The following is a 22372-nucleotide window of genomic DNA, read 5'->3' as shown; positions in this document are numbered from 1 at the left end:
GCAACATACCGCATTGTGTCTTCAGCGACCAGTGGTTTCAATGTCCCTTTCTACCCTGAAAAGTGAGCCATGATGTTCGATCTCCACATCTTTTATTTACTGCTGATCTTTATCGCCGCCGGACTGGTCAAAGGGGTGACCGGCATGGGATTACCCACCGTGGCGATGGGCCTGCTTGGTCTGCTGATGCCGCCGCAGGCCGCAGCGGTGTTGCTGGTGCTTCCCTCGCTGTTAACCAATCTCTGGCAGTTGCTGGCTGGCCCCGCGCTGGCGCAGATTGTGCGCCGCCTCTGGCTTATGATGACCGGGATTATTATGGGAACGCTGGCGGGGTCGTCACTGCTGATCAGCCTCAACCCTCGGTGCTCAGCGCTGGCGCTTGGCACCGTATTGATAGCCTATGCCGGGTATGCGCTCTGTGGCCCGGCGTTGCAGGTTTCCACCCGCGTGGAGAAGTGGCTGTCGCCGCTCATGGGCGGGCTGACCGGCGTTATCACCGGGGCGACCGGGGTATTTGTTATTCCGGCCGTTCCCTGGCTGCAGACGCTGGGCTTTCGTCGAGACGAGCTGGTGCAGGCCCTGGGGTTGTCGTTCACCCTCTCCACCCTGGCGATGGCGGCCGGCCTCTCCCTGCACGGTGGCTGGCATGCTGATTCGCTGCTGCTGTCGGGGCTGGCGCTGTTGCCCGCGCTACTCGGCATGTGGCTGGGACAGTGGATCCGCTCGCGTCTCAGCCCGCGACGCTTTCGTCAGGGTTTTCTGCTGTTCCTGCTGGCGCTGGGAATGGAGCTGATCGCCCGGGGATGGCTGATCTGAATCCGCTAGCGGCGGGTAATGTGCTTCACGTTGTACTTACTGGTGTTCTGGTAGATCTCTGAGAAATCGACGATCGCCCGGTTTTGCGCATAGCTGACAGACTGCACCCGTAGCAGGAGGCTGTTTGGCGCTACCTGCAGCAGCTCGGCCTGCTCGCGGGTCGCCAGCACCGGCGTATAGCTGCGGTGGCTCTCGATGATGGTGATATGACACTCTTTTTTGAAATAGTTGAATTTAGACTGCTCGAGGTTACCCACGCTGAGCCAGGGAAAGGCGGCGAATGGAATATAGCTGTTTTCCACGAGGATCGGGACCTCATCAATCAGCCGCAGCCGTCTGACGTAGTAAACTTTTTCCCCCGGCTGGATCTTTAACTGCTGAGCGATGGCCGGTGGGGCATCAAGCAGCGTGAATTCAATGACTTTGTTACGGTAGTTGGTGACGCCTACCACCTGCATCTGGTAGTTAAAGCCCTCCAGTTCTCCGCCGTGATAGTTACTTTTACGCACAATGCAGGTTCCGCTGCCGTGCCGCCGCGCGATCAGCTTTTCTTCCTCCAGTAGCGCCAGCGCTTTGCGCAGCGTCATCACCGAGACCTGCAGCTCCGCAGCGAGCGCTTTTTCGCTGGGCAGCATATCGCCCACGGCATAGTCGTCGCTGTTGATGCGGGCCTTCAGTTCAGTGGCAATCTTTTTATAAATCACTTTTAGATGTCTCGCTAAGGTGGCGCTCGTCAAACAGATAAGATAATAACTTAATGTAAATAAAAGATTATTTTTACATTGCAGCGAAAATTTCAACACTAACTCATCTATAAATCTCGCCATATTTATATATCTGTCCGACAACAATATATATGACTTTCATCACAGATGGCCCTTTTCCTGCTCGGGATCCCGGTGGTCTGCTCCTAGTCTGATAAGCCTATTCATCAGGTCTGCGAAGACGAGAGGACAACCATGATTGGCGTGAAAAAGCTTCAGGACTTTTCCAGGGCAATGATCGGGCCGGTGCTATATCTGCCGGCTATCGGCCTGTTGATCGCCCTGTTCAGCATGACCACCAACCGGCTGTGGGTGGATGAAAGCAGCGCGCTCTACCTGTTGGGGAAATTCGTCTCCAGCATGCTCTGGGCGCTGATGAACCATCTCGGCTTTCTGTTCTGCCTTGGGCTGGCCAGCGGCCTGGCGAAAACCCGCAAAGCCGAAGCGGCCTTCGTGGCGGCGATGACCTGGCTGGTGTATCTGGCGGCGAACAATAGCTGGCTGACCCTGACCCATCGCCTGGCGTCCGGGGCCACCAACGCGCAACTGTACGGTAGTGGACAAACCTTTATCTTTGGCTTTCAGGTCATTGATATGGGCGTGTTCCTTGGGATCATCCTTGGCTGCGCCGTCGCCTTTGTCCACAACCGCGTGGTCGGCATTGAGTTTCGCGGCGCGCTGTCGATCTACGGCAACAGTAAGCTAGTGCTGATCGTGATGCTACCGCTGGTTGGCCTGTTTGCTATCGCCACCGTCTATCTCTGGCCGGTGGTTGAGCTGGGCATTTCGGCGCTGACCGGCTTTATGAAATCCTTTGGCGCCATCGGGGTCTTCCTGTACGGTTTTCTCAACCGGTTCCTGATCCCGACCGGGCTGCATCATCTTATCTGGTCGCCGTTTGTCTTTACTTCCATCGGCGGACAGCTGCTGGTTGATGGTCAAACGGTTATTGGCGCCAAGCCTATTTTCCTTGCCGAAATCACCCGTCATCCCATCGGGGCGCTGAGTGATTCCGCCCGTTTTCTCACCTATGGCATGGTGAAGATCTTCGGCACCGCCGGCATGGCGCTCGCCTTCTACCGTACGGCGAAACCGGAGAATAAGCAGCGGCTTAAAGTCACGCTGATCCCCTTAATTGTGACCTCCGTTCTGGTGGGGATCACCGAACCTTTTGAGTTCCTCTTTATCTTCACCGCCCCGCTGCTGTGGCTTATCTACTCCCTGCTGGACGGTTTTTTCCAGATGCTGGCCTGGCTGCTTCACGTGCGGGTCTGCGCCACCAATGGCCTGATCGATTTCGTCGTCTATAACCTCCCTGCCGGCGCCAGCGTGACGCGCTGGCCGGTATTTGTCGCCCTCGGCCTGCTGGAAACCGCCACCATGTACCTGGTCGGCACCTTCTGTATTACCCGTCTGCGGATGCTCACCCCGGGCCGTGAATCGGCTGCCGATGCGGAGACTTCCGAGCAGACGGGCCAGGCAAGCGAGAGTGCCGATAAAGGTACGCTGGTGATTGCGGGACTGGGCGGAAAAGAGAATGTCTGCGTAGTGGAAAACTGTTTTACCCGTCTGCGGGTCGATGTGCGCGACCCCGCCCTCATCCAGCCGTCGCTGTTGAAAGAGAGCGGCGGGAGCAGCGTGCTGATCAAAGGCAACCATGTCCAGGTGATCTATGGCCTGGGGGTTAACAAAATTCGAACGGCGGTCAACGCCAGTCTGGGTGTTACTGAATAACGAGGTGGTAAATGAAAGATAATTTTGTGGTCACGATTGCCGGCGGCGGCAGTACTTATACCCCAGGGATTGTAATGATGTTGCTGGAAAATATGTCGCGCTTTCCCTTGCGGGAGATCCGTCTGTACGACAACCATCACCAGCGTCAGAAAACGATCGGCGACGCCTGCGCCATTCTGGTGGCAGAACGTTTCCCGCAGGTGACGTTCAGCTATACCACCGATCCGCAGGCGGCCTTCACTGACGTCGATTTTGTGATGGCGCATATTCGCGTCGGCTTGTATGAGATGCGGGAAAAAGACGAAAAGATCCCGTTAAAATATGGCGTGCCGGGCCAGGAAACCTGTGGTCCGGGTGGGATTGCCTACGGCATGCGCTCCATTGCCGGGGTGCTGGAGCTGGTCGATTATATGCAGCAATACGCTCCGAACGCCTGGATGCTCAACTATTCCAATCCGGCGGCCATTGTGGCGGAAGCCACCCGTCGCCTGCGACCCGACGCACGCATCATCAACATCTGCGATATGCCGGTGGCTATCGAGGGGCTGTTTGCCGACATCCTCGGCCTGCCGTCGCGCAAGGCGCTGAACGTCCGCTACTATGGCCTGAACCATTTCGGCTGGTGGACCCGCATCACCGATAAAGCCGGTAACGATCTGATGCCGGCGCTGAAGCGTCACGTGGCGGACCAGGGGTACAGTAGCCCAAAAGAAGATTTTCAGCATAAAGCGCCAAGCTGGATCGAAACCTTTAAAAAGGTGAAGGATGTGTTTGCCCTCGATCCGTCGACGCTGCCTAACACCTATCTGAAATACTACCTCTATCCTGACTATGAGGTGGCGCACGCCGATCCAGACTTTACGCGGGCGAACGAGGTGATGGCCGGACGTGAAAAAGAGGTCTTCGATATGGCCCGGGAGATTACCCGTCGGGGCACGGCGGAAGGCGCGCATTTTCATGCCGGGGCCCATGCCACCTTTATCGTCGACCTCGCCTGCGCCATCGCCTTTAACACCCAGGAGCGGATGCTGTTGATCGTGGAAAACAACGGGGCGATCGCCAACTTTGATGAGACGGCGATGGTGGAAGTCCCCTGCCTGGTGGGCGTCAATGGCCCGGAGCCGCTGGCGATGGGGAAAATCCCGTCGTTCCAGAAAGGGTTGATGGAGCAGCAGGTGGCGGTCGAAAAACTGGTGGTTGACGCCTGGGTTGAGGGTAGTTACCAGAAACTGTGGCAGGCCATCACGCTGTCGAAAACGGTGCCCAGCGCCGCGGTGGCGAAAGCCATCCTCGATGAACTGATCGTCGCCAACGAAGGCTACTGGCCCGCACTGCACTGATCTTTTTCGTGATGGGTAAAATGCAGAGGATCCCCCTTCTCTGCATTTTTACCCAGCGTTCCCGCCGGCCACACATTTATCCTATAACCTCCCCACGGGCTTTCTTCCCCTCCAGACCGGTGCCAGAAGGCTGCCATCCTCATTTTACCCTGATCACAGTAATGAAATATAAATTCTATTCTTAGATATTATGGCGTAAAAATGTGATCTGCGTTGTATTCTTTGATTTACATTAACCCACTGAAAACAACATCATTATTACCATGATGTAAATTTAACCTGGTTTTCATGGGGATATGCGCCCTGTACCCTTTGTGATTGGCTTCATGCATTTACCATTCTGCAACACCAATTTGAAATTAAATTTTCATAATGTGATCTTGTTGCATGTTCATTCCATTTCTTTGTGCCATATTCATGTCACGCTAAAACACCGGAACGACAGCAACGAGCCGCACCAGGGCGCTGTCCACCGGCAGACGTCGGTGCATCCGGCGCAATTAAGACCGCTAATAACCCGAAAGGAGAACGGATATCGACTACATCCATGTCAACACCAAGCCGTAAACCTCTTTGACCGCCATTGCTGAGCGTACCCTGCCATGTGCTGAGCAATAACACAAAGAAGAAAAATCATTTAGTTCAGTTAGATACGACAACACAGGCGTAATAAATCCTGACTGGGGAGATGTATTTTTATCTTGTGTCGTTCAATAAAATAAAGGGACTACCATGTCATTTATAACAAACCTGAACCAGCAACAGAGAAAACGACTTCATCAGATTACCTTAGTGGCCACCTTCGGCGGCCTGCTTTTCGGATACGACACCGGCGTAATTAACGGCGCCTTTTCCTCACTGAAGCAGTATATGGCGCTGACCCCAACCACCGAAGGGCTGGTGATGAGCGTCCTGCTGATCGGCGCCGCGCTGGGCAGCGTGTTTGGCGGCAAGTTTGCCGATTTCTTCGGCCGGCGCAAATATTTACTCTTCCTCTCCTTTATTTTTCTTATCGGCGCCCTGCTATCCGCCGCGGCCCCCGATATCACCACCCTGCTGATTGCTCGTGCCCTGCTGGGCTACGCCGTCGGCGGCGCGTCGGTCACCGCCCCCACCTTTATCTCTGAAGTGGCGCCTACCGAGATGCGCGGCAAACTGACCGGCCTGAATGAAGTCGCCATCGTCATTGGCCAGCTGGCGGCGTTTGCCATTAACGCAATAATCGGCATTATCTGGGGCCACCTGCCGGACGTCTGGCGCTATATGCTGCTGGTACAGGCCATTCCCGCTGTCTGCCTGTTTGTTGGCATGTGGCGCGCGCCGGAAAGCCCGCGCTGGTTGATCAGCAAAAACCGCCACGAGGAAGCGCTACATATTCTCAAACAGATCCGCCCGGCGGAACGCGCGCAGAAGGAGTATGACGACATCTCCACCCTGATCAAAATTGAAGCCGGCAATAAGTACAGCGCCCAGGGCACCTTCACGACTATCCTCAAAACGCCATGGATCCTCAAAATTTTGCTGGTCGGTATTACCTGGGCTGCACTGCAGCAAACCACCGGCGTCAACGTCATTATGTACTACGGCACGGAAATTCTGAGTGCCGCCGGCTTCTCAGAGCGTACCTCGCTGATCTGTAACGTGCTGAACGGTGTCTTCTCCGTCGGCGGTATGCTGATTGGCGTGCTGTTCCTTGTCGATCGTTTCAAGCGTAAGACGATCATTATCTACGGCTTCGCCATTATGGCCACGCTGCACCTGATTATCGCCGCTGTCGATTACACCCTGGTGGGCGATCTGAAAGCCACCGCCATCTGGCTGCTGGGCGCGCTGTTCGTCGGCGTGATGCAGGGTTCCATGGGCTTTATTACCTGGGTGGTATTAGCCGAGCTGTTCCCGCTGAAATTCCGCGGGCTGTCGATGGGGATCTCGGTATTTTTCATGTGGATCATGAACGCGGTGGTCAGCTATCTGTTCCCGCTGCTGCAGGCGAAACTGGGCCTTGGGCCGGTCTTCTTCATCTTCGCAGCCATCAACTACTTAGCGATTCTGTTCGTGGTCTTCGCCCTACCAGAGACCTCCAATAAATCGCTCGAGCAGTTAGAAGAAGAGCTGTCAGCGAATCATGAGAGTAAAAAATCTACGCGTCTCACCAGGGAGGTTGGCTATGATCGATAACATCACGCTGGATAATCTGCACATCGGCTGCAAGGCCAGTAATAAAGCGGAAGTGATCGCCATGATTGGCGCGGAGTGTAAAGCCAAAGGGTATGTGAATCAGGAGTGCGTTCATTTTCTGCTGGAGCGTGAACATCAGGTTTCCACTTTTTTGGGGAATGGCATCACCCTGCCGCATCTGCCGAAATCCGCGACGGATATCATTCTCAAAACCGGCATTGAGATCTTTCAGTTTCCTGATGGCGTAATCTGGGATCGCAGCAACGTCATGTTTATTGCCATCGGCGTCATCGCGAAAGAAAAAGAGCATATTGATGTGCTCAAAGAAATTGCCTCTATATTTAGCGATGAGTTGATCGCTAACGCGCTGTCATTAATTTCAGACAAAAATGACTTCCTGAAAATTCTGCAACATAACGCCTTGCCTCATTAGGTATGACGCCAGCCGGAGCTGAGGCTCCGGCTGTTTCAGACCACTTCCGCAAACGGCCAGCGGTTAATAGTGAATAGCTTTTAATTTAGCTGGTGATAGAGCCAGATAAAATAATAACAATGGAAATTAATGCCATTTTCTTAAATTGATTGATGAGGATATTTCACCGCATCAGGAAATTAAAAAATACAATAAAAACAGCTAGTTTTGTGTTTTTATTCGCTTATTCTCTCTCCTTTCTATTGCCATCCCGCGATCGCTGCATACCAGTGATTAGTGCGCTATCCCATTAATATTGATTTATATCAATACCTCGTCGGGCGTTAAACTGCATTTTACAGCGCGATTATTTTGGCAAGGTGTATACGACATTGGTTTTACGACTTGGATATTTCTTTAGCCGTCCCTCAAGCCTGTGGGGATGGTTGATGTGTAACGCGCTTAACGGTATCGCGATTGTGCTCTGCTTTCGCGCGATAAGCATCGTGACGGGCTTTAGCGAAGTGGTCTGGCAGGTCATCATCACGCTGGCTATTATTATATCAACCTGGTACAGCGCTAATTATTTCGCTGCGCTGGAAGCTCGACGCGATAAACGACGCTTTCTGCTGCTGGCCTGGGTGGTCATCACCATTCTGTTAAATTTCATTCACCTCGGCGGTGGTTAACGCTGTTAATGCAAGGATCATCTCATGACGCTGGCGATGCTGTTGGTGCTTATCAGTCATCATAAAGGGCTGACGCTGTTACTGATCGTGGTTATTGCGCTGGTGCTTATTGCGCTCATCCCACTGGTAAAAAGGCTGTTGCGTAGCATCAACGGCGATCCCTGACCGTGCTCTGATGGCCGCCGACAGGCGGCCATATATTCTCCGTTTTGACGTCTGCCGCCACCAGCCCCGCCCGGCATTCCACGCTGTCCCAAAGCGCTTAAAAGAAATGAGAACCATTATCAAACAAGCTGTGTTACCGTGTCTGCCCAACAACAATGACAGATCAAAGAATACAGGGGGTTAGACAAGGTGAAGCGGAATTCAGGGAGCATCCGGGCACGCGGGCTGCTGACGCTGGCGGTTGGCATGCTCTTCTACAGTAGCAGTAGCGCCGCCCGGCCGGACCTTCAGCCGCTGGGGCCAAACATCGCGGATAAAGGGTCAGCGTACTATCATTTTACGCAACGTCAGTATGACTCCGCCGATGGCGAACGCCACTACCGGGTGTGGACTGCCGTGCCGGACAAAGCCCCGCCCGCCGCCGGCTATCCTGTGCTGTATATGCTGGATGGTAACGCGGTGATGGATAAGCTTAACGACGCCCTTTTGCAGCAGCTCTCCGCTGGCTCCCCGCCGGTGATCGTCGCTATCGGTTACCAGACAACGCTGCCCTTCGATACCGCCGCCCGGGCCTGGGATTACACTCCTCCGCTAAAGGCCTTCAAACCGCAAGTCGGGAAACCCGCGCTGCCGCCGCGAAAAACCGGAGGTAATGACCTGTTTCGTCAGTTGCTGACCGAAACAATGGTGCCGCAAACGGAAGCTCACCTGAAAATAGATCCCCACCAGCGCGCGATCTGGGGCCACTCCTACGGCGGGCTGTTTGTGCTCGACGCGTGGCGGAAGACCTCGCTGTTTCATCTCTATTATTCGGCCAGCCCGTCACTGGGCCAGGCGCAGGAATCTCCTCTGAAGGGCAGCGAAGCCTTAAGCGCCACCGCCTTCTCCGGGAAATCGCTGTATCTGCTGGAAGGTGATGGCAAAGCTGCCCGGGAACCCACCGGCCACGTGGCCTCCCTGAGTCTGTTGCGGCACACTCAGCAGCAGCTGGCCGACAAAGGCCTGACGGTGGCTTTCTGGCGCTACCCTGGTATGACGCATGGTCAGATGTTTGACGTCTCGCTGCAGTCGGCTCTGCTGCATCTTTCCGGGCAGGCTCCGCTGGCGCATCAGTAATGACGCTGCGCCCACCCGCAGCCGGTGGGCGTATCAGGACGACGGAGGCAGGTGTTTAATACCCACCGGCTCGCCGAACAGAAAGCCTTGCATCTCGTCACACCCCTCCTCTTCGAGGATCTGCAGTTGCCCGGCGGTTTCCACACCCTCGGCGATAAGCGGCGTATTAATTGAATTTCCCAGCGAAATGATGGCCCGCACGAATGAGCGGACCTGGGGATTACTCTCCACATCAAGCATAAAACTGCGGTCGAGTTTAATCACGTCGAAATGGAAATCGCGCAGCATGCTCAGGGAGGAGTAGCCGGTACCGAAGTCATCGAGTGCGATACTGATCCCCATTTTTTGCAGATGATGCAGAACGCTAAAGGCCAGCTGCTTATTGATGATGAACGCCGTCTCCGTCACTTCAAACTCAAGGAGGCTGACCGGATAGGCGGTACGCATCAGGATCTCGCGGACTTTTTCAATAAAACTGCGGTGGCGCAGTTGCACCGGCGAGATATTGACCGAAATTTTTTTATTCAGCCGATTTTCCAGCGATTCGCTGCATACCTGCTCCAGCACCCAGTAGCCTAAGGGCACGATGGCGCCGCTCTCTTCAGCGATGGGAATAAACACGTCAGGCGGGATCGACCCCTGCAGGGGATGCTGCCAGCGCAACAGCGCTTCGTAACCCGTGATCCGGCGATCTTTAATATTGCGGATCGCCTGATAGTGAAGCGAAAATTCTCCTGCATGAATACCGCGTCGGATGTCGGCGGCCATCATATTGCGCTGCCGCGTCTTGTCATCCATCTCGCGCTCGTACCAGCAAATTTTGGTGTCGAGGCTGCTTTTCGCCCGGTACATGGCCAGGTCGGAATTGCTCAGTACCGTATTAATATCCGTGCCGTCCTCAGGGTAGACCGAGATGCCAATGCTGGCGGAGAGAACCACTTCCGTTGCGGCAAACGTCTGCTTACCGCTGAAGCAGTGCCAGAGGCGCGCAGCAAAGGCATCTACCTCACTCTCATCGGCAAAAGGTTTAACGGCTACAAACTCATCGCCGCCAAAGCGCGCGACCATCTCCTCCTTCTGCAGCGTTTTCAGCACTGCGCCTGCCACACGCTGCAGCAGCTGGTCGCCAATAAGGTGTCCTTCAAGATCGTTAATCTCTTTAAACTTGTCTAAATCGATGGTGAAAATGGCAAAGCGGCGGGCATCATTACCGGTGATCAGCTTTTCCACCCGCTCAAAGAACTCCATCCGGTTAGGTAAACCAGTCAGCGCATCGTAGCGCGCCATCCATGCGATGCGGTCGTTAATCGCTTTTTGTTCACTGATGTCACGAGTGATTTTGGCAAAACCCAGCAGGGTGTTCTGCTCATCGCGGATGGTGTCGATCATGACGTGCGCCCAGAATCGGGAGCCGTCTTTGCGGTAACGCCAGCCTTCCCCTTCGAACTGCCCGCTACGCAGGGCGATTTCCAGGTTTTTCGCGGGTACACCGGAGAGTTGCTCAGCTTCGCTATAGAAGAGACCGAAGTAGCAACCGATGATCTCGTCGCTCAGGTACCCTTTTGCCCGGCGAGCGCCCTCATTCCAGCTGATGACCGTACCGTCAGTGCTCAGCATGTATATGGCATAATCTTTAACACTTTCAATAAAGTGACGATAGGCAATATCCGTCAGGTGTTCATTACTCATGGTACAGCGCTCTCTGTGGCTCGGTCGTGGCAAAACCCACTAGATATAGCAGAACAACGCCCATGATGAATACAAGGTGAAGCGTTTTGTTGCCGCCTTTCTGGCCCTGGCAACCGCAGATAGCGCGGCGGACAGCTCTGTTAAGCGTAGTGGAATCCACTGCGCCGGGTGATGACAATCTGACGATTTTTGCACTTAGGTCGCCCACTAATAGTTACTTTTATTGATTAAAAAGTTTGATTGAAAGAATAAATAAAAGGAGTAATGTTAATAATACTTTCTATGGAGGTTAAATATGTTGCGTGATTATTTAAAAGTGGAAAAAGAAGATCAGCTTGTTGAACAACAGAGCCGTCATGACAATAGCCAGCATTATTCTGCGGTGACTGAATGGGTTATTTTGAGTAAAGATGGTCAGCGTAAAGGTCGGGTATCCCTGTTCGACCGTTTCACCACCCGCCGCTCCTGGAGCGACAGCTTTCGCATTACGCAGTTCGATAATGCGGGTAAAGTGGTGGTAGATAAACTCACTGAAGCGCTGTAACTCCCCCGGATTCCCGGCCTGACGGGAGAATATTCATACGCAAAATTAACACCTGCATAAAATATAATGATGCGCCGCGCTTCGCCGTCGTCATGTTATTTTCATTCTGCATACCGATAATCTAATGGGTATTTTCGCCATGGTGAATGGCGCGAATGATTAACCCGAAAAAATGCTGAAAATAAGCCCGCTGGTCGGGCTTTTTTGCGTGGGCCTCTCGCCTCCCACCCGGTCACGACACAAAATGCCCATGACATCCCGTGCCGGTCTGTATACGATACATATACGAATCATATATGGACTGTCTCTATGGGAATCGTCAAAATCTCCGATCTATTGCACGATGATATTCGTGATGCCAGCAAAGCTATGTCCCGCTCCGTCAATGCCCAGGCGGAATACTGGATCCGTCTGGGCATGATGAGCGAGCTCTACCCCGAGCTTAACCACCAGCAGATCAAACTGCTGATGCTGAAATCCGGCTCTGACCGTCTGCTGGAGGTAATCAATGCCATCAATAATCATTAAAACCGCCGATGAACTCGCACGTCAGCGCCATGCCGGCCAGCTGCTGGCGTCGGTGTTTGATATGCTGGATACCTTTATCGTTCCCGGCGTAACGACGATGGCGATTAACGATCGAGTGGAAGATTTTATCGTCAACCAGCTGCATGCCCGCCCGGCCAGCAAGGGGCAATACGATTTTCCCTATGTGTTGAACACCTCCATTAACGATGTGGTGTGCCACGGGATCCCCAAAGCGACCGAACATCTGCGCGCCGGGATGATTGTTAACGTCGATATCACCCTGGAGAAAGCGGGCATGATTGCCGACTCCAGCAAGATGTACCTGATAGGCGACGTCTCTCCGCTGGCCCGCCGGCTGGTAAAAACCACCTATGAAGCGATGTGGAAAGGCATTGAGGTGGTAAAACCTGGCGCGACGCTGGGCGATATTGGCCACGCTATTCAGCGCTGGGTCGAGGACCATGGCTACAGCGTGGTCAGAGAATATTGCGGTCACGGCGTCGGCCAGGAAATGCATGAGGAACCGCAGGTGCTGCATTACGGCCGCCCCGGGGAAGGCGCCGTGTTGCGCGAAGGAATGGTGTTCACCATTGAGCCGATGGTGAACCAGGGCGACAGCCGCATCAAAACCAAAAAAGATGGCTGGACGGTCGTCACCCGCGATAAAAAACTCTCCGCGCAATGGGAGCACACCGTGGCCGTCACCGCCGACGGTTTTGAGGTGCTGACGCTACGCGACGACGAGCAGTCGCGGATCCGCTGAGTTTTCGTCTCCCGGTATACCGGCATAGCCGACATTTCTCGCTGGCGAGTACCGCCCTTCGCCAGCGCACTTTATCCCCTGGCCTCTATTGCCCCCCGCGTTCTCCACACCGCGCCGGGAGTGTCTGCTTTACCCCTCACAAAGTTAATCATAAAACGATAAAAACTTATTGTAAAACGATAAACACCAGGCTAACCTGCGCTCACTTTAACACCAGGGAGAAGCAATATTCGCTCACCTGGATGTCGTACCGCGTTAAGGAGAAAACATGCGCTGGAACCGCTATCGCCGGGACAGACAGATCATTGCCGCCGTGCTGGTTTTTACCGTCATCGTGGCGGCAGGAATCGCCCTGCAGCCCGGCTTTCATCCCCCCAGCTCCCGGACGACGGGGGATAAACAGCTGGTCTCGATATTAACGCCCCTGCTCAATGGCGCCCGCGGACAGGTCGCCGCAGCGCTGATTACGCCTCAGGGGGTGCGCTACGGTCTGTGGGGGAGCGAGTATACGACGCAGTATGAGATCGCCAGCCTGAGCAAAACCATGACCGCCAGCCTGCTGCTGGAGGCTATTCGCCGCGACGAAGTCACCGCGCAGACGCCGGTGTCGGCGCTGGTCCCGGAGATTGTCAGCCCGGTGCGGGATGTTACCCTGGAGCAACTGGTTTCTCACCGTTCAGGACTGCCACCGCTCACCGCGTCGGTTGGGCAGCGGCTGGCTATTCTGAGCGATATTGCCCGGCGGCAGAATCCCTGGCGCTACGATCGACCCGCGCTGATCGCGATGATGAACCAGGCCACCCTGCAGCCGACGAAATGGTTTGATTATTCCAACGCCGGGTTTGCCCTGCTCGGACTGGCGCTGGAGCGAGCGTCCCATCGCGATTTTGCCACACTGATGGCGCAACGGGTCTTTGCCCCCGCCGGAATGCAGGGCGCGGAAGTGGCCCGGCACAATACCCCAGCCTCGCCGACGTTTACCGTGGGCTGGTCAGCCTCTGGTTTCCCTCAGCAGCCATGGGTGATGGACGCCTTCGCCCCCGCCGGCGGCGTACGCGCCACGATTGTCGATATGGCGAAATATGCCCATGCGCTGCTGGCAGGAAACCTGGCGGGCAGTGAAGGCATGCCCCCCCTGTTCGCCACCGATGATCCCGATTCCCGGGTGGGTTATGCCTGGTTCACTACCCGCGTCCGCGGACGGGAGATCGTCTGGCATGACGGGCAGAGTGGCGGCTTTGCGGCAATGATGGCCTTCGACCGACAGCGACAGACCGCGGTAGTGATCCTCTCCGATACCGCCTGGCCGGTGATCGGGCCTGCCATCAAGCTCTTACTGGCTGCCACCCCTGATGAACAGGAGGCGCGTAATGAACGGAATTGACATCCTCTGGGCGCTGTTAACGCTGTTGTCGGTGATCCTGTTTATTTCCGGCGACTGGCTGGCGCAGCGAAAAATACGCCTGCTCAATTATGTTTTGCTGGCGACCGGAGTTATTTATCTCGCCGAGGTTTTCCAGACCCTGCAGAATCTCGGCAAAATGGGCTACCTGTTTCGGATGCTGACCTGGACCATCCAGGCGTCGTTCATCACCCTCAGCCTCTACCGCGTCTGGACCCGTCCGTGGTTTGCCAGCCGTCGTCGCGGCGTCCGGGTGATGAGCGTTGTCTTCGCCGTGGCCCTTATGTCATGCTTGACGCGGCTGGTGCTTTAATTATTCTCATCAATCAGGAAGGTAAATTGTGAAGCAATCCAGAACCCGGCTGAGTCTGGCTATTATTAGCGGCATACTGCCCCTCTTTTTTATGCTCGCCCTGATCGTGCCGCTGTGGATCTTCTTTACCGGCGAACGTTATTTTCTTTCCACCCTGTTGCACTTTGCTGAAGTGCCGTTAACCGACAACCCGGCCCAGGCGCCGGGGATGGCGAGACGTTTGCTACTGCTGGCCCTGCTGTATCTTCCGGCCGGGCTGTTCGCGTTCGCTATCTGGCAGGGCATGAAGGTAACCCGTAGCGTCCGCCAGCGCAGCGTGCTCAGCCTCTCCCTGGCGCACAGCGTTCGTTACATCGCTCTGGCCATGGTGGGCATGGGGATCCTGTTGCCGGTGTGCCGCTTCCTGATCCCGCTGCTCGCCTGGTGGCCACAACCTTATTATCAGGTGGTGTTTCTGCTCAGCGACGGCGTGCTGCTTCTGACGGGAAGCTTGCTGTTTGTGACATTTCACGCCATGCTCCACGGGATCCGTGCGGAAGAAGAGAATAAGGAGTTTATTTAACGATGGCTGTGGTGGTGAATCTGGACAAACTGCTGGTGGAAAAAAAGATGACGTCCAGGGCGCTGGCGGCCTTTGTAGGCATTACCGAACAGAACCTGTCGCTGCTCAAGTCGGGAAAAGTCAAAGGCATCCGCTTTGATACCCTGTCCCGCATCTGCGAGGCGCTGGAATGTCAGCCCGGTGATATCCTCGCCTGGGAACCCGACTGACGCCATTGTCGCTGCCGGGCGACGGTAAGAATTGTTTTCATGAATCATTCTCTACGCGCGCGTCGCCCCAGTGGTTCACTGCTGAGCGCGCCTAAACCGTCCTACTGTTTTCGTCCTGCATCCGCTTACCCTTCACCGCGTTTTTCTTACCTTAACGATAGCGAATAATCACATCCGCTTCACTGTGCTGTGCATTTCGCCAGTGGAGACTGACCTCACCGCGGTTATCCGGCATCGTATAGCGAGGTCGGTGGCCAGCCAGGGAGACCTGTTCCGGTGAACGGTGCTGGCATGAAACATCGAGATGATCTTGCTGCGGGGCGATAAGACAGGCTGGGTTGAGGATATGACCCGAAAAGTGTACCTGGCCGGAGAGCGCAGCAGACGACGCCAACGGCGCCAGACACAGACATAACAGAGCGAGACGGGACGTAAACATAGCAATCTTCCTTGATAGCGGGTGACACTGAGCGGCACACAATGGTTTCTGTGCCATACAACCTGCGGCTTCCTGCCGTCACTCCACGCTACTGCAAAATAGCGGCAGCGTAAATGATTATTCCGGACTGCCCGGTCAACTGCCGGGAATAACAGCAACTCGTTGGCAACAAGACTTATTCCTGGAATAATGCACTCTGTGTATAGAACTCAATTATAATATCAAATGAGATTATACTTACACTAAAAAATAAAGAATGTTACAGCTTAACACACCTTATCAATGGGCCTTTACGATGTTCTCCGTATAATCCCGCCCCCGACGGCAGTATACATTAGCGATGCTTACCGTTTTTTTGTGAACAGAAATAAAAAACATGCTTTAAAAATGTTAAACGATTTAATTAACTTGTGATTATTTAATAGGGTTTGAGTATGAAAGAAAAAGGCACCCTGCTGGTTGTGGGTTCACTGCTGGCCTTAAGTCTGGCTACTGTGACCACCGCCCGCGCGGCGGGAACACTGAATTTCACCGGTAAAATTATTAACGAGTCCTGCCAGATCGCTAACAATGGTGGCGATGTGAATGTCGATTTTGGCAACGTCGATATGTCGGCGCTGAAATCACATGAAGCGAAAACCGCAGAAACGCCGTTCACCATCAACCTGACCGGCTGCCCGCTGGCACAGAACATCAGTATCAGCCTGGAGGGTACCCCGGACACCAATGCTAACGGCACCAGCGCCGCCGTGCTGGCGCTTTCCGACGCCGCGGATACCGCCAAAGGCGTGGGCATTGAAGTCTTCTCTTCTCCTGATGGCTCAACGGAAGGCACTCAGCTGACCTTTGACAAGCAGAGCAAAACGGCGGTTTCGCAAGCCGACGAAAACGGTGATATTGCATTTAACTTTATTGCCGATCTGAAAAGCGATTCCTCACAGGATGTGACTGCCGGCAATATTAATGCCACAGCCAATATTGATATTGTTTATGAATAGAATGTTCTGATTTCCGCCGTTATCAAGGGCAGTTCCCCTGCCCTTATTTTCACTTCTCGTGACCGGATCCTCAATTATGCAGTGTTATAAAGTGGCTTTTATCCTGAGCCTTCTCTTTTGCCCGTTCCTGGCGTCTGCCGCCGGGGTTGCCATTGCCGGCACACGTGTTATTTATAATGAACAAAGTCATGAGGCCGACATTACCGTCAAAAACACGAATCCTCACGATCCGGTGCTTATTCAGAGCTGGGTTGACGATCTGGCTGATAATAATAAATCACCCTTTATCGTCACCCCGCCATTGTTCCGTCTGGACGCCGGAGACAGCAACGATCTGCGCGTGCTGTTAACCTCGCCGCAACTGCCGCATGACCGGGAGAGTTTATTCACCCTGAACATCAAAGTGATTCCCGCCAATACCGCGCCGGCTGGCGAGAACATTCTGCAATTTGCCATTAAGAATCAACTTAAGTTAATTTATCGCCCGGCAGGGCTCCCCGGCTCGGCGCTCGACGCGGCGCAGCACCTGCGCTGGCACGTCAGTGGCAACCACCTGCAGGCGGAAAACGCCTCTCCCTATTATGTGACTATCACCACGCTCAGCTGCGCGGGCCAGAACCAGAAAACACCGCTTGAGCACAGCGTGATTGCCCCTCACAGCCGTGAAGAGTATGCCCTGCCCGGCGAGGCCTGCGCCCACGAGGTGAGCTGGCGCATACTGGATGACTTTGGCGCTGTGCAGACGTTTAGCGCCCCCGTCCCGGCGCACTAACCGCCTGAAATCGCGATGCGCCACGGCCCGGTTCATACCGTTACCGTCGTCAGCCTCTCCATCCTGCTTGCCGGACAGAGCGCCCCCTTGCACGCCCAGGCGACCTTTAATATGGATCTGCTGGAAAAAAACGATCATTTGCCGGCGGTGGATCTTCAGCGCTTCAATCAGCAAACGAGCCAGCCGCCTGGCGACTATCCGGTGAACTGGCAGGTCAATGGCGTCACGCTGGACGCCCGTAAGATCATCACGTTTCGCCAGAACGATCGCGGACAGTTGACGCCCTGCCTTCAACGGGAAGACCTGGTGCAGGCGGGGGTTAATCCGGCGGTGCTGGCACAGGCACCCGGCGCAACGCCCCGCTCATGCCCCGAACTCACCACGCTACTGCCGGGCAGTACGGTCAATTTCGATTTTGCCCATCAACGGCTGTTAATGACCCTTCCCCAGGCGCTGATGACGCACCAGGCGAGGGATAATGTTCCTTCTGCGCTGTGGGATGAAGGTATCAGCGCCCTTCAGAGCAATTACCGCTATTCAGGCGCCAGCCAGCGTACCCGCGAGGGCAGCACCGAGCGCGATAACTATCTGATGTTGAAAAGTGGCGTGAACGCTGGCGCCTGGCGCCTGCGCGCCAGCAACAGCCTGACCGCCAACAGCGATGACAAGCCCCACTGGACCACCAGCGGCGCCTGGCTTGAGCGCGATCTGACGCGCTGGCGGAGTGAACTGACGCTCGGGGATACCTTTACGTCGGGCGATGTGTTCGACGCGGTACAGTTTCAGGGAATTGCCCTCGCCTCCAGTGATGCGATGCTCCCGGACTCGCAGAAAGGTTTTGCCCCGACCATCCGCGGGATAGCCAGAACTAACGCCCAGGTCACGGTTCGACAAAATGGCTACGTGCTGTATCAAACCTATGTTACCCCCGGCGCGTTTGTGATTGACGATCTTTATCCCACCGCCAGTAGCGGCAATCTTGAGGTTGCCGTCAAAGAGTCGGATGGCGAAATCCGCCGGTTCACCCAGCCGTATGCTTCGGTGACCAGCATGCAGCGCGAAGGCAACCTGAAATACAACCTGGTCGCCGGGCGCTATCATAGCGACGATGCCAGCCAGCAGCCGTTGATGATGCAGCTGTCGCTGATGCGCGGATTTGCCCACAACCTGACGCTGTTTGGCGGGCTGCAAAGCACGGGGCAATACCACAATCTCTCGGTCGGTGCGGGACAAGGGCTGGGCGATGTCGGGGCGCTCTCGCTGCAGCTGTTAAACGCCCGTGACGGGCAGCAGCAGGATCCGATCGATGGCCGGGCCTGGCAGCTCCAGTACAGCAAAGGTTTTGACCGTCTTGGCACGCAGTTCACCTTCACCGGCTGGCGTTATTCACATCTGCGCTATGCCACGCTGAGCGAGGCGTATTCCAGCAAGGATCCCGACGCCGACTCGCAGGATAACGACAACAAAAAAGCGACTCTGCAAATCACCGCCAGCCAGAGCCTGCCGTACGATATTACCCTCTATCTGAGTCTCGATCAGGACAGCTACTGGTCAGGGGGTGCCCCGCAGCGTACCGCCAATATGGGGATCAGCAGCCAGTTTCACGGTATCGCGTGGTCGCTCAGCTACAGCGACTCTCACAGCAGCGACAGTGACGAGGATGACGACGAGCCGCACTCCGATAAAGTAGTGACATTGTCACTTTCAGTGCCGCTGAGCCACCTGCTGCCGGGCAGCTATGCCGGCTATACGCTGACCTCCTCCCGCCACAGCGCCGACAGTCAGATGGTCAGTCTCAACGGCACCCTACTGGATAATCACGCGCTCAGCTACGCCGTCAGCCAAACCCTCGATCAGCAGAACGGGCACAGCGGCAGCCTGACGGCCGGCTACAGTAGTGGAATGGGCGATCTGAATCTCGGCTACAGCCGCGATTCGCAGGCCACTCGCCTGAACTACGGCGCCAGCGGAGGTATCCTGATTCACCGCCACGGGGTGGTCTTTACGCCGGAAATGAATGGTTCGGTTGTACTGATTGACGCCGGTGGCGCCAGCGGTGTGACCCTGGCCAACCAGAAAACCATTGCCACCAATCGTGACGGGTACGCCGTGTTGCCCTTTGCCACCGCCTATCACCGCAACGACGTCTCCCTCGACAGCCACTCGCTGCCGGAGAATGTGGATCTGGCCAACAGCACCGTGACGCTGGTGCCCACCAAGGACGCGGTGGTGCTGGCGCGTTTTCACACCCACGTTGGTTATAAAGCGCTGTTTACGCTGCAGTCGCAGGGACAACCACTGCCCTTTGGCAGCGAAGTACGCGCCAGGAACACCAGCAGCATCGTTGCCAGCGAGGGGCAGGTGTACCTCGCCGGCCTGGCGCCGAAAGGCACCCTGTATGCACAATGGGGGCCAGGCCCTCAGCAGCACTGTACTGCCCGCTACGATCTCACCCCGACGCTGGCGCAGACACCCCATCCACTCATTTTACAGCAGACGTTAACATGTCCTTTTTAACTCTCCTGCGTCGGGCCGCTCTGACGCTGTTACTCGCCCTGTTACCGGCCGTCAGCGGATGGGCCTGTACGCCGGTGTTTGTCCGCGGCCAGGCCAGCACCCTTCGGCTGAACGTGGGGCAACTCACCGTGCCGGCTGACGCCAGACCGGGCACCCCGCTGTATCACAAAAGTTTTGCCTGGAATCGCCTTAGCGACGGCGGCGAACAGTGGATCCGCTGTGCGGACGACCCGCGTGGGCTGTCGCCGCTACAGCTGAACAGTTTGCTGTCCGGGGGAGCGACGCGACCGACGGTTTATCAAACCAATCTCGCCGGTATTGGCGTTCACGTATCGCTGCGCGCTATCGGCGGCTATGGTGGTTTTCCTGACCGGCCGACGCCCTCGCCGTTTAGCCAACGGGTGAACAATCCGGCCATATTGCCTGATGCGGTGTGGAAACTGGGCTATTTCCGCCTGACGATTGAGCTTATTAAAACCGGTCCCGCGGCGACACCGGGCGAGCTTGAGTATCACAGCGAGCACTTTTTAATGGCAGAGCATACCCCGCTGGCCGCGTTAGACTTAAGCGGCAGGGTCAACACCGCGGGATGTTCCGTGAATGACACCACGCCAGCGCTGATTAAGCTGCCCGCCGCGATGCTTGACCACTTCGGCGGCGTCGGCAAAACCACCGGCGATACCCCTTTCGCGCTGCAGCTGGATTGCAACAGCGCGGTTACGGTTTCCCTGCGTGTTGACGGCGCAGAGCCCCTCACCGCCCGGGGGCATGGCGTTCTGCGCAATGACGCCACTGACGACCGGGCGCAGGGTATCGGCGTGCAACTGCTTTACCATCGTCAGCCGGTCGCCCTGAATCATGAGATGACGCTGGGCAGCGCCAGCCCGGGACGGTTTACCCTGCCGCTCACTGCCCGCTACTACCAGACACGTCCCCGGATCACCGCCGGCCAGGTATCGGCCGTCGCGACCTATACCTTGCATTATGACTAGGCGATGACGAACCGGCGGATGAAGGAATTGCTCTGACCCACGAATCGTAAGAGAATAGCCGCTACACGCGACGATCTGAGTACACGGGAGTTCATCATCAGCCATTCTCGTCGATTCCCCTTAGCCAGCAAAGTGGCGCTGGCCGGTGCGGCCGTCATTGCCGCGGGCATGCTGTTCAGCTGCACCAGTAAGGCCCCTAAATCCCTTGTCACGGCGCCGAACACTACCGCCGTCAAAGCCAGCCAGACGCACCGGGAGCCGGTACGCGGCGTGTGGCTCACCACCGTGTCGCGCCTTGACTGGCCGCCGGTCGGGTCGATTATCGCCAGCACGCCGGAAAGCCGCATCACGCAGCAGAAGCTGGCGCTGATCGCCAAACTCGATAACCTGCAGCGCCTGGGTATCAACACCGTCTTTTTCCAGGTGAAACCCGACGGCACGGCGCTCTGGCGGTCAGATATTCTGCCGTGGTCCGATATGCTGACCGGCAAAATCGGCGAATACCCCGGCTACGATCCGCTGCAGTTTATGCTGGATGAAGCGCACAAGCGCGGTATGAAGGTCCACGCATGGTTTAACCCCTATCGTGTCTCGGTCAACACCAAACCGTCGACCATTGCCGAGCTGAATAACACCCTCACGCAGGTGCCGGCCAGCGTGTTCGTCCTGCACCGTAACTGGATCCGCACCGCCAGCGATCGCTTTGTCCTCGATCCAGGCATTCCCGAAGCACGGGATTGGATCACCAGCATCGTCGCTGAAGTGGTGCAGAACTACCCGATTGACGGCGTGCAGTTCGACGACTATTTCTACACCGAAACCGCCTCTTCACCGCTTAACGACAATGAAACCTTCCGCCGTTACGGGCAGGGTTACGCCTCGAAGGGCGACTGGCGCCGGCATAACACCCAGCAGCTCATAGCCCAGGTTTCCACTACCATCAAAAAGCTCAATCCGAACGTCGAGTTTGGCGTGAGCCCGGCCGGGGTGTGGCGCAACCGCTCGCACGATCCGGCGGGGTCGGATACCCGTGGCGCGGCCGCGTATGATGAGTCCTATGCCGATACCCGCAGCTGGGTGCAGCAGGGACTGCTCGACTACATCGCGCCGCAGATCTACTGGCCGTTTGCCCGCGATGCCGCGCGCTATGATGTGCTGGCCAACTGGTGGGCCGAGGTGGTTAAGCCGACGCATACCCGGCTGTATATCGGCGTGGCGCTGTACAAAGTGGGTGAGCCGTCCAAAAATGAGCCTGACTGGACGGTGGATGGCGGCGTGCCGGAGCTGAAAAAGCAGCTCGACCTCAATGAAACTCTACCGCAGATCCAGGGCACGATCCTGTTCCGCGAAAATAACCTCAATCAGCCGCAAACCCGACAGGCGGTCAACTATCTGCGCAGCCGCTGGGGGCAGCCGCAGAGCTAACCGCC

The 22372-nt window shown here is 55.9% G+C and carries 23 protein-coding genes; 20 read left to right on the top strand and 3 right to left on the bottom strand.

What is annotated here, in order from left to right:
- The first annotated feature begins 72 nt into the window (after positions 1-72).
- A complete protein-coding gene (locus CWM53_RS18630; protein WP_100675775.1) occupies positions 73-816 on the top strand; it encodes a sulfite exporter TauE/SafE family protein in 744 nt (247 codons plus the stop codon).
- Positions 817-821: 5 nt separating this feature from the next.
- Here CWM53_RS18630 and CWM53_RS18625 read toward each other — a convergent pair whose 3' ends face one another.
- Complete coding sequence (locus CWM53_RS18625) at positions 822-1520, bottom strand: GntR family transcriptional regulator (protein ID WP_100729687.1); 699 nt, start codon at positions 1518-1520, stop codon at positions 822-824.
- A 255-nt stretch (positions 1521-1775) separates the two neighbouring features.
- Here CWM53_RS18625 and CWM53_RS18620 point away from each other — a divergent pair, with 255 nt between their 5' ends.
- From CWM53_RS18620 to CWM53_RS18590, 7 genes are all read left to right on the top strand, one after another.
- Entirely contained in the window at positions 1776-3314 is a 1539-nt protein-coding gene (locus CWM53_RS18620; protein ID WP_100729688.1) for a PTS transporter subunit EIIC, read from the top strand.
- An 11-nt stretch (positions 3315-3325) separates the two neighbouring features.
- On the top strand, positions 3326-4654 hold the full coding sequence (locus tag CWM53_RS18615; RefSeq protein ID WP_100630404.1) for a 6-phospho-alpha-glucosidase: 1329 nt from the start codon (positions 3326-3328) through the stop codon (positions 4652-4654).
- 732 nt (positions 4655-5386) lie between these two features.
- Entirely contained in the window at positions 5387-6832 is a 1446-nt protein-coding gene (locus CWM53_RS18610; RefSeq protein ID WP_074385870.1) for a sugar porter family MFS transporter, read from the top strand.
- Positions 6822-7265, top strand: a complete 444-nt coding sequence (locus CWM53_RS18605; protein ID WP_008804904.1) for a PTS sugar transporter subunit IIA — start codon at positions 6822-6824, stop codon at positions 7263-7265. Before CWM53_RS18610 ends, CWM53_RS18605 begins: the two co-directional genes overlap by 11 nt.
- A 428-nt stretch (positions 7266-7693) precedes the next feature.
- On the top strand, positions 7694-7933 hold the full coding sequence (locus CWM53_RS18595; RefSeq protein WP_008804905.1) for a hypothetical protein: 240 nt from the start codon (positions 7694-7696) through the stop codon (positions 7931-7933).
- Positions 7934-7957: 24 nt separating this feature from the next.
- Positions 7958-8098 carry a hypothetical protein gene (locus CWM53_RS31210; protein WP_165784128.1) on the top strand — a complete coding sequence of 47 codons (141 nt, stop codon included), beginning with the start codon at positions 7958-7960 and terminating at the stop codon, positions 8096-8098.
- 189 nt (positions 8099-8287) lie between these two features.
- On the top strand, positions 8288-9214 hold the full coding sequence (locus CWM53_RS18590; protein WP_100675599.1) for an alpha/beta hydrolase: 927 nt from the start codon (positions 8288-8290) through the stop codon (positions 9212-9214).
- 33 nt (positions 9215-9247) lie between these two features.
- Here CWM53_RS18590 and CWM53_RS18585 read toward each other — a convergent pair whose 3' ends face one another.
- Positions 9248-10903 (bottom strand): putative bifunctional diguanylate cyclase/phosphodiesterase, encoded by a 1656-nt coding sequence (locus tag CWM53_RS18585; RefSeq protein WP_100729690.1) that lies wholly within the window; start codon positions 10901-10903, stop codon positions 9248-9250.
- Positions 10904-11198: 295 nt separating this feature from the next.
- On the opposite strand from CWM53_RS18585, the gene CWM53_RS18580 reads away from it, so the two are divergent.
- The 7 genes from CWM53_RS18580 to CWM53_RS18550 all read left to right on the top strand — a co-directional run bounded on the left by CWM53_RS18580 (position 11199) and on the right by CWM53_RS18550 (position 15224).
- The gene (locus tag CWM53_RS18580) at positions 11199-11447 is read left to right on the top strand and encodes a hypothetical protein (RefSeq protein ID WP_100729691.1); all 249 of its coding nucleotides are present in this window, start codon (positions 11199-11201) and stop codon (positions 11445-11447) included.
- A 309-nt stretch (positions 11448-11756) separates the two neighbouring features.
- Positions 11757-11975, top strand: a complete 219-nt coding sequence (locus CWM53_RS18575; protein WP_002904808.1) for a ParD-like family protein — start codon at positions 11757-11759, stop codon at positions 11973-11975.
- Positions 11956-12738, top strand: a complete 783-nt coding sequence (map, locus tag CWM53_RS18570) for a type I methionyl aminopeptidase (protein ID WP_100630395.1) — start codon at positions 11956-11958, stop codon at positions 12736-12738. Before CWM53_RS18575 ends, map begins: the two co-directional genes overlap by 20 nt.
- A 268-nt stretch (positions 12739-13006) precedes the next feature.
- On the top strand, positions 13007-14122 hold the full coding sequence (locus CWM53_RS18565) for a serine hydrolase domain-containing protein (RefSeq protein WP_074385873.1): 1116 nt from the start codon (positions 13007-13009) through the stop codon (positions 14120-14122).
- Complete coding sequence (locus CWM53_RS18560; RefSeq protein ID WP_100729692.1) at positions 14109-14453, top strand: hypothetical protein; 345 nt, start codon at positions 14109-14111, stop codon at positions 14451-14453. The genes CWM53_RS18565 and CWM53_RS18560 overlap by 14 nt, the downstream gene beginning before the upstream one ends.
- A 28-nt stretch (positions 14454-14481) precedes the next feature.
- The gene (locus CWM53_RS18555) at positions 14482-15015 is read left to right on the top strand and encodes a DUF2975 domain-containing protein (protein WP_004205916.1); all 534 of its coding nucleotides are present in this window, start codon (positions 14482-14484) and stop codon (positions 15013-15015) included.
- A 2-nt stretch (positions 15016-15017) separates the two neighbouring features.
- Positions 15018-15224 (top strand): helix-turn-helix domain-containing protein, encoded by a 207-nt coding sequence (locus tag CWM53_RS18550; RefSeq protein WP_004205917.1) that lies wholly within the window; start codon positions 15018-15020, stop codon positions 15222-15224.
- 151 nt (positions 15225-15375) lie between these two features.
- Here the strand turns inward: CWM53_RS18550 and CWM53_RS18545 are convergent, their stop codons facing one another.
- Positions 15376-15663: a hypothetical protein gene (locus tag CWM53_RS18545; RefSeq protein WP_100729693.1), complete on the bottom strand. Its 288-nt coding sequence runs from the start codon at positions 15661-15663 to the stop codon at positions 15376-15378.
- A gap of 434 nt (positions 15664-16097) precedes the next feature.
- On the opposite strand from CWM53_RS18545, the gene CWM53_RS18540 reads away from it, so the two are divergent.
- The 5 genes from CWM53_RS18540 (at position 16098) to CWM53_RS18520 (ending at position 22367) form a co-directional block, all read left to right on the top strand.
- Complete coding sequence (locus tag CWM53_RS18540) at positions 16098-16661, top strand: fimbrial protein (RefSeq protein WP_004143457.1); 564 nt, start codon at positions 16098-16100, stop codon at positions 16659-16661.
- 76 nt (positions 16662-16737) lie between these two features.
- A complete protein-coding gene (locus tag CWM53_RS18535; RefSeq protein ID WP_077268390.1) occupies positions 16738-17433 on the top strand; it encodes a molecular chaperone in 696 nt (231 codons plus the stop codon).
- A 15-nt stretch (positions 17434-17448) separates the two neighbouring features.
- On the top strand, positions 17449-19950 hold the full coding sequence (locus tag CWM53_RS18530) for a fimbria/pilus outer membrane usher protein (RefSeq protein WP_074385877.1): 2502 nt from the start codon (positions 17449-17451) through the stop codon (positions 19948-19950).
- Complete coding sequence (locus tag CWM53_RS18525) at positions 19938-20942, top strand: fimbrial protein (protein ID WP_100630394.1); 1005 nt, start codon at positions 19938-19940, stop codon at positions 20940-20942. Before CWM53_RS18530 ends, CWM53_RS18525 begins: the two co-directional genes overlap by 13 nt.
- Positions 20943-21074: 132 nt before the next feature.
- On the top strand, positions 21075-22367 hold the full coding sequence (locus CWM53_RS18520) for a glycoside hydrolase family 10 protein (RefSeq protein ID WP_061154620.1): 1293 nt from the start codon (positions 21075-21077) through the stop codon (positions 22365-22367).
- Positions 22368-22372: the final 5 nt, after the last annotated feature.

The organism is Klebsiella sp. A-Nf5, from assembly GCF_002810545.1.
GTDB classification, from domain to species: Bacteria; Pseudomonadota; Gammaproteobacteria; order Enterobacterales; family Enterobacteriaceae; genus Klebsiella; species Klebsiella variicola.
Note: the sequence above shows the minus strand (reverse complement) of the source record. Positions and strands in the feature narration are given on the sequence as shown.

Bases quoted from the DNA above. Each gene is read 5' to 3' on its own strand.
- CWM53_RS18630 (WP_100675775.1), top strand. From the start codon at position 73: ATGTTCGATCTCCACATCTTTTATTTACTGCTGATCTTTATCGCCGCC.
- CWM53_RS18620 (WP_100729688.1), top strand. From the start codon at position 1,776: ATGATTGGCGTGAAAAAGCTTCAGGACTTTTCCAGGGCAATGATCGGG.
- CWM53_RS18615 (WP_100630404.1), top strand. From the start codon at position 3,326: ATGAAAGATAATTTTGTGGTCACGATTGCCGGCGGCGGCAGTACTTAT.
- CWM53_RS18610 (WP_074385870.1), top strand. From the start codon at position 5,387: ATGTCATTTATAACAAACCTGAACCAGCAACAGAGAAAACGACTTCAT.
- CWM53_RS18605 (WP_008804904.1), top strand. From the start codon at position 6,822: ATGATCGATAACATCACGCTGGATAATCTGCACATCGGCTGCAAGGCC.
- CWM53_RS18595 (WP_008804905.1), top strand. From the start codon at position 7,694: ATGTGTAACGCGCTTAACGGTATCGCGATTGTGCTCTGCTTTCGCGCG.
- CWM53_RS31210 (WP_165784128.1), top strand. From the start codon at position 7,958: ATGACGCTGGCGATGCTGTTGGTGCTTATCAGTCATCATAAAGGGCTG.
- CWM53_RS18585 (WP_100729690.1), bottom strand. From the start codon at position 10,903: ATGAGTAATGAACACCTGACGGATATTGCCTATCGTCACTTTATTGAA.
- CWM53_RS18580 (WP_100729691.1), top strand. From the start codon at position 11,199: ATGTTGCGTGATTATTTAAAAGTGGAAAAAGAAGATCAGCTTGTTGAA.
- CWM53_RS18575 (WP_002904808.1), top strand. From the start codon at position 11,757: ATGGGAATCGTCAAAATCTCCGATCTATTGCACGATGATATTCGTGAT.
- map (WP_100630395.1), top strand. From the start codon at position 11,956: ATGCCATCAATAATCATTAAAACCGCCGATGAACTCGCACGTCAGCGC.
- CWM53_RS18565 (WP_074385873.1), top strand. From the start codon at position 13,007: ATGCGCTGGAACCGCTATCGCCGGGACAGACAGATCATTGCCGCCGTG.
- CWM53_RS18560 (WP_100729692.1), top strand. From the start codon at position 14,109: ATGAACGGAATTGACATCCTCTGGGCGCTGTTAACGCTGTTGTCGGTG.
- CWM53_RS18550 (WP_004205917.1), top strand. From the start codon at position 15,018: ATGGCTGTGGTGGTGAATCTGGACAAACTGCTGGTGGAAAAAAAGATG.
- CWM53_RS18545 (WP_100729693.1), bottom strand. From the start codon at position 15,663: ATGTTTACGTCCCGTCTCGCTCTGTTATGTCTGTGTCTGGCGCCGTTG.
- CWM53_RS18540 (WP_004143457.1), top strand. From the start codon at position 16,098: ATGAAAGAAAAAGGCACCCTGCTGGTTGTGGGTTCACTGCTGGCCTTA.
- CWM53_RS18535 (WP_077268390.1), top strand. From the start codon at position 16,738: ATGCAGTGTTATAAAGTGGCTTTTATCCTGAGCCTTCTCTTTTGCCCG.
- CWM53_RS18530 (WP_074385877.1), top strand. From the start codon at position 17,449: ATGCGCCACGGCCCGGTTCATACCGTTACCGTCGTCAGCCTCTCCATC.
- CWM53_RS18525 (WP_100630394.1), top strand. From the start codon at position 19,938: ATGTCCTTTTTAACTCTCCTGCGTCGGGCCGCTCTGACGCTGTTACTC.